Origin of the sequence: Vibrio sp. 10N.261.51.F12 (genome assembly GCF_041471725.1) — a bacterium.
Classification (GTDB): Bacteria; Pseudomonadota; Gammaproteobacteria; order Enterobacterales; family Vibrionaceae; genus Vibrio.
Window position 1 is genome coordinate 192,076 of record NZ_JBFROV010000037.1, and the last position, 7,039, is coordinate 199,114.

The following is a 7,039-nucleotide window of genomic DNA, read 5'->3' on the forward strand; positions in this document are numbered from 1 at the left end:
ACAACCCTTCTAGCTGAGTAAAACATGGATACGAATAAATCTAAAATAGCGATTATGCTCTCTACTATTTTAGTGTCTTTATATGGGTGTAAGTCTACACCCATAGATGCACCTGATAGTAATGTAAGCAGTAACTCTGTCAGTATTAATTTACCTGACTTCGAGACCGCAGCTTTTGTTAATGCGTTGACATCAACAAACTCAAGCGTTGAGCTTGAAAGTCTCGTTGGTGTAACTAATGGGAAAAATGCACTAAGAATTAATTTTGATGCTGTTTCTAACGAAGAAAAAAACAAAATATGGCCAAGTGTTAAAATAAAACCTCAGGCTAGTCCTTGGAATTGGAATTCAAAAGGAAGTTTAAAATTAGATGTAACCAATCCATCGGGAACAGCTATAAATGTTATTTTTAAATTATCTGACAATGTCGGGATAATGGGGGAAGAAAATAACCAACTTAATTACTCAGTGACCATTCCTGCGGGTGCAACCGAACAAGTTGAAATGCTATTTAATGGTTCTAAACGCAAATTAGAAAACTACTGGGGTGGTGAAAAGTTAAATCTTCGCCATCTATCCGAGCTTCAAGTATTTGTGCCAGGCTCAGTGAAACAACGATCTGTGGTTTTAGATAATTTTGAGTTAGTGAACGCTACGGGTGACTTCATCTCTGCAGAAGAAAAGGTTGTTGATGCAGGCCCAATTCCAACGTTACTAGAAATTACAGATTTTTCTGACGATAAAAAAACATTCGTGAGTAAATCGTACAGTAGAGGAACTTCGACCCAATTGGTCGATACGCTGTCTGGGCAAGGTTTAAACGTTACGTTCTCATCTAAAAATGCGTATCCTAATATTGCTTTTAGAGCAGATAAACCTTGGGATTGGTCTAAAAAAGGGGATTTTAATTTAGCGTTAGATATAGACAACCCAACTAATGATGCTGTCCAACTCTATGTGCGAATTGATCAAGCTGAAAATGCTCAAAAAGGCGGCACTGCTAACGGCGTAAAAGACAGTATGTCTAGTTATGTTACGTTATTACCGGGCAAAAAAAGTACCTACTATATGGCGTTGCAGCCATCGAGTAAGGGCAATACTGTATCAGGAATGCGAAGTGAACCACCAAAGCTATCTTATGATGCTCAGGCCATTAGCTATGGTTGGGGCGAGAAAAGCTTAAATACTTCAGAGATCCATACAATAAGTCTTTATCTTCAAAATCCGACGAAGGACGCGGAAATTATTGTTGATACTATTCGGTTAGTACCTGATCTCAGTTCTGATACCAGTCGATATGAAAATATCGTTGATAAGTACGGTCAATTTACCGGTGATGAATGGGAAGAAAAAATTTATTCTGATGAAGAACTTCGTGCAGCAGGCAAAAAAGAGTTAGCGAATATTGGTAAAGCTAAGCCACTCAGTGATCGCTGTACTTACGGAGGTTGGTCAGAAGGGTCTAAATTGGAAGCCACAGGTTTCTTTAGAACTGAGAAAGTAGACGGTCAGTGGACATTGGTTGATCCTCAAGGGTGTAAGTTCTTCATGACCGGTCTCGCAAATATTCGCATGGCAGATACCGTGACCATCACTGGTGTTGATTTTGATGATGTGTCGACTCGTGAAGGGGCAAAAGTTCATTCAGAGCTACGTAACTCTATGTTTGAGTGGCTACCAGAGTACTCTGACCCACTTTCTGAAGCATATAGTTATGCAGGGTATGTCCATTCCGGTGCGGTAAAAAAAGGTGAAGTCTACAGCTTCTACTTAGCTAACCAGATGCGTAAATATGGAGTGTCTAAAGAAGAAGCTAAGTCAATATGGAAAGATGTCACGCTTGATCGTATGACCGATTGGGGTTTTACCACGCTTGGAAACTGGACGGACCCAATTTTCTTTGGCTCTGAACGAGTGGCCTATGAGGCACATGGCTGGATTCGTGGTGATCACAAACGCATTAGTACAGGTAATGATTATTGGGGACCTATTCACGACCCGTTTGATCCAGAGTTCAAAACAAGTGCCCGTAATATGGCGGAAAGCGTTGCTTCTAGAGTAAAAGACAGTGATCCTTGGCTTATCGGTACCTTCGTTGATAACGAAATTAGCTGGGGCAATGTAATGAATGAAGCCAACCATTATGGACTCGTTATCAATGCATTGAGCTACGACAGTGCAGAAAGCCCGGCAAAGAAGGCCTTCTCAAGTTACCTCAAAGATCAATACAAAGAAATTTCAAAGTTGAATTCTTCATGGAACGTTCAAGTTAAAGATTGGGCAGAGTTCGATAAGTCTTTTAACTATCGTTCTAGCCTAAGTAAGGGGATGAAAAAAGATTATTCAACCTTGTTACAAATGTTGTCTGAGCAATACTTCTCGACTGTTCGTACGGAAATTAAACGTGTGTTACCTAACCATCTTTACCTTGGTGCACGTTTTGCTGATTGGGGGGTGACTCCTGAAATAGCAAGAGGTGCTGCTAAATATGTTGATGTCATGAGCTATAACCTTTATGCCAATGATTTGAATGATGGCAAAAAAGCACACTGGAAGAAATTATTGCCAGAACTGGATAAACCAAGTGTGATTGGCGAGTTTCACTTCGGAGCAACGGATACAGGGTTGTTTCATGGCGGGATTGTTACTGTAGCTAATCAGAAAAAACGTGCAGAAATGTATGCTAAATATATGGATAGTATAGTAGATAACCCATATTTTGTTGGTGCACATTGGTTTCAATATATTGACTCTCCAGCATCAGGTAGAGCATGGGATGGGGAAAATTATAATATTGGCTTCGTGACTATCGCTGATGTTCCATATGTTGAATTAGGGAAGGCGGCCAAAGAGTTTAACGAAAATATGTATAAAAAACGGTTTGATAAATAATAAAATATCTGACCAAGCTGTTGAAGATAAACTGCCCACAATAAACTAATAGGGAAGAAGATGAATATAATTAGATTAAGTGCTTTAGCTCTAGCTATAAGTGCGTCCTGTTCGGCTAACGCCATTGAAACAATGGTGGCTGACTTTCAGGCGAATGGTATTACCGCCGGTCAGCCGATCGATGCTGCTTCGACTACAACGAACAAAGTAGTCAATAATAATGGCGATAAATATTTACAAATAAAGTCAACGGGCCCAAACAATATGGGCGTTAAATTATTCCCGTATTCATCGGGCGGTTGGAGTAAAGACTGGACAGGTCAAAAGCTATTTAAATTAGATGTGTTGACCAATTCTGGAGTGGACTTGCCACTACTAGTTAAAATAAGTGATGGTGATTATAGTACGCCCATTTGGGGGAAGGTCACACCTTCATCAAATTCAGAATACCAGACGGTAGAATTCGCAATTCCTGATCCACTGCCTGATGGCTTTGATATTACAAATGTCACTGAAATTAACTTTTTATTAGACTCGGAACCTACCGGTTCAGAAGTAACCTTTCAAATTGACAACATTCGTTTAGAGGATGGTAAAGCGAGTGGTGGCGATATTATTGTCCCGGGAGACGATGAGACAGTTATAGTATCATTTGCTGATAAATTTAATATAGGGGATACCATTGACCAAACTAGAGATGGTTTTAATGAAGTGTCAGATTACGCCTCTAGTGATGGTGACGGTGCTTCTTGGGAAGTTGAGTATACCGCAGCTTGGCAAGGTACCACTATTTATTCTGAAGTAGGCGGATGGAATGTTGATTGGACTTCAGAAAGTGGCTTTAAGCTTGATGTGTTAAATGGCACTGATAGCGCGAAGATCGCTATTAAATTAGTGTCAAATAGCAATGGTACTAGTGTCCCCGCAGAGTTTTTATTCGCTGTACCAAAAGACGATACATTCCACACAGTTGAGATCGATTTCAATGAATTACCTAGTGGCTTTGTCTTATCCAATGTTACGGGTGTCCAAAGCTATTTGACTCAAAATAAACCAGGTAAAGTGTACTACGACAGCTTCCGAACCGTCGCCGGCACGATTGATCCAGGTCCAGGTCCAGGTCCAGATCCAGATCCAGATCCAGATCCAGATGTTACACCTATCGTCACTTTTGATAAGTACGTAGGAAAAGTGATTGATACTTGGGACGGTGTCGCGCCAAATATTGGCGTTCAGGATTCGGATTTCGATACGGACGGTGACGACAGTGCTTGGCAGATCAGTGCGATGGATGACTGTGAAAAAATGGATTGTCGTTTAGTGAGAATGCGACGTCAATTTGTAGACCAAGTTGTATCTTGGGATTGGTCAAATGAAAAATATGTAGAGCTTGATCTTATGACTGACTCTACCAAAGATGAGTTGGTGGAGATTAAGCTTGGGAGTACTGGTTATACTGGTAATGGTTGGGCGGATTTTGAAGATCATGTGCTAACCAGTACTATTACGGTTCCAGCATCAGCAACAAGCAATACAGCTTCAATCAGTGCGTTTGCAGCGAGCGCGGTGCAAACGATTAGTATAGATTTGAGTGCAACTGCAGGTGCTAAATTTGACGCGTCAAAAGTTGAGTTTATTCAAATTGGGGTTGTTAACCAGCCTTCAAACCCAATCAACTTATATGTTGATAAAATAGTGACTACCTCAGAGGCGAGTGGAGTCGTGCCTGAAGATCCAGTATATCCTAGTTATACTGGAGCAGGTGGTAGCTTTGGCCCTTTAGGTCTGCTTTTCTTGCCACTGTTAACATTGTTTAGAAGAAGAAAAAGTTAATTGCCTCTTTCTTCGTGTCAATGCCAGTGTGTTCCACACTGGCATTTTTTATGGTTGCGTATTGATGCGCTTATATCATCGCTTTTATCTTGAATCTACGCGCGCACTAAGGCAGGTCGGGCAACACCAATACACGGTAATAGTATATCGATATCCGCTTGTGTTCTTAGCTGTGAAGATAGATGTCATTATAAAATGTACCCTAAGTTCACTTCTTCCTCCTAGAGGACTTGTGGGCTGCATCCATGAACACCTTCCTTTCTTTTCCAATAAAATAATCATCGTTTTCCTCTAGGTACCATTTATTTTCACGACAGAACGAATGTGCCCCAGTTCGCTAAGGTCTTCTTAAAATTTAATCTCGTTTACAAAGATGCATCACATAATTGGATTACCAATTTGGATTTATTGGTCTGGCAGTGTTATGGTTAACGTATTCTGAGAAGCGCAAGGTTTGGTCTAAAGTTTATTTTTGTTAGTAGGTAAATCTGTAACATCAGTCTAAATCAGAATTCTAGATAATGAGGATATTGAATATAAATAATGTGTCACCTAGAGTTAGGTAAATGGATTTATCGTTTAAAGCGATAAATATTATAATGATATATTAAGAGTTAAGGGAAAGATAATGGGTGGTATTAGCATCTGGCAGCTTTTAATCGTCGCAGTGATTGTAGCGCTTCTATTTGGTACAAAAAAATTACGAGGTATTGGAGGGGATTTAGGTGGTGCGGTGAAGGGCTTTAAGAAGGCAATGGATGAAAGTGAACTTAGTCAGTCTGACCATAAAGATACAGGTTTGAATAAAAACTTGGGGCAGCATGAAGCAAAAGTATTTGCTGACATTAATCACGAAAAAGAGAAGGCGTAATCGGTGTTCGATATTGGCTTTTTGGAACTGTTATTAATATCTGTCGTTGGATTAATCGTTCTTGGACCTGAACGATTACCCCATGCTATTAGAAGTGTTTCAAAGTTTTTTGGCACGGCGAAGAATATGATGAATAGTGTAACAGATGAGCTTTCAAACGAACTCAAGGTTAAAGAGTTGCAAGATAATCTACGTAAAGCTGAAAAAATAAATGTTAATACTTTATCTCCAGATTTGAATTCATCGGCAGAAAAAATTAAAAAGTAGTTCAATAACTGGTATCTTCTAGTTCAAGTTGAGATTAGATACCATCGTTTAAATATGGATCTTAACCCTAAGAGCTTTGGTTGCCTTGGCTAGAAAAGTGCTCACGGTTCTGCTCCCTGAGAGGCTGTTAGTAGGTCCTTCCATTCGTATTATGTAAATTGAAAGTAAGGGCCCTTATGTCTTCTGTAGAGCAGACGCAACCTTTAATTAGTCACTTGTTAGAATTGCGTAATCATTTACTTCGTGCATTGGTTTCAGTTCTAGTTGTGTTTTTAGGGTTGATATATTTTTCAAATGATATCTATGAGTTTGTCTCTGCACCTCTTGTTGAGCGACTCCCCGAAGGCGCAACCATGATTGCCACTGATGTGGCATCTCCTTTTTTTACACCACTTAAATTGACTCTGATTGGTTCAGTTTTTATCGCCGTACCTTACATTCTTTATCAAGTTTGGGCATTCATTGCACCAGGTTTATATAAGCACGAGCGCCGGTTGACTATTCCGTTAATGCTATCTAGTTCTTTATTGTTTTACTGTGGTGTGGCGTTTGCTTATTTTGTCGTATTCCCATTGGTATTTGGCTTTTTTACCGATATCTCTTTGGGTAATGTTGAGTTTGCAACGGATATCGCTAGCTACTTAGATTTTGTTTTAGCGTTGTTTATGGCCTTTGGCATTGCATTCGAAGTGCCCGTGGCAATTATCTTATTATGTTGGACGGGTGCTACCAGCCCTGAAAGCCTGAAACAGAAAAGACCATATGTCGTGGTTTGTGCGTTTGTTTTTGGTATGATGTTAACACCACCAGATATGATTTCTCAGACCCTTTTAGCGATTCCTATGTGTTTTCTTTTTGAGGTCGGTTTATTTTTTGCTCGCTTTTATCGTAATGAAGGTGAAATAGAAGAGGCAATATAATCCTATCCTTTTCAAATATGGTTGAATATTGTAATGATATGGTGAGTTTGGCTACATAGTTAATATGGGCGGTGATTAAATAGCTGGCAATAAGGTGATGAGTTTTTCATGTCATCATGAGCCTTACTCCGAAAGGTACCACTCTATTGCATCTAACGATATTCATCGCTGCGATGAGTTTGCTCATGAAATATATTGAGTTCAGCGATTCTATTGTATACTTAAAACACTTAATAGGCTTTGTTTCCTAAATCAG

Annotated in this window: 3 protein-coding genes and 2 pseudogenes; all 5 read left to right on the top strand. The window is 39.7% G+C overall.

Annotation, left to right across the window (positions count from 1 at the left end):
- The first annotated feature begins 24 nt into the window (after nucleotides 1–24).
- Complete coding sequence (locus AB4405_RS19850) at nucleotides 25–2,892, top strand: beta-galactosidase (RefSeq protein WP_102469046.1); 2,868 nt, start codon at nucleotides 25–27, stop codon at nucleotides 2,890–2,892.
- 60 nt (nucleotides 2,893–2,952) lie between these two features.
- On the top strand, nucleotides 2,953–4,725 hold the full coding sequence (locus AB4405_RS19855) for a hypothetical protein (protein WP_372062513.1): 1,773 nt from the start codon (nucleotides 2,953–2,955) through the stop codon (nucleotides 4,723–4,725).
- Between the two features lie 628 nt (nucleotides 4,726–5,353).
- A pseudogene (tatA, locus tag AB4405_RS19860) lies at nucleotides 5,354–5,486 on the top strand (twin-arginine translocase TatA/TatE family subunit); the annotation flags it as partial.
- A 113-nt stretch (nucleotides 5,487–5,599) separates the two neighbouring features.
- Nucleotides 5,600–5,860 (top strand): annotated as a pseudogene (gene tatB, locus AB4405_RS19865) (Sec-independent protein translocase protein TatB); the annotation flags it as partial.
- A 179-nt stretch (nucleotides 5,861–6,039) separates the two neighbouring features.
- Nucleotides 6,040–6,783, top strand: a complete 744-nt coding sequence (tatC, locus tag AB4405_RS19870; RefSeq protein ID WP_102469050.1) for a twin-arginine translocase subunit TatC — start codon at nucleotides 6,040–6,042, stop codon at nucleotides 6,781–6,783.
- Nucleotides 6,784–7,039 lie beyond the last annotated feature (256 nt).

Bases quoted from the DNA above. Each gene is read 5' to 3' on its own strand.
- AB4405_RS19850 (WP_102469046.1), top strand. From the start codon at position 25: ATGGATACGAATAAATCTAAAATAGCGATTATGCTCTCTACTATTTTA.
- AB4405_RS19855 (WP_372062513.1), top strand. From the start codon at position 2,953: ATGAATATAATTAGATTAAGTGCTTTAGCTCTAGCTATAAGTGCGTCC.
- tatC (WP_102469050.1), top strand. From the start codon at position 6,040: ATGTCTTCTGTAGAGCAGACGCAACCTTTAATTAGTCACTTGTTAGAA.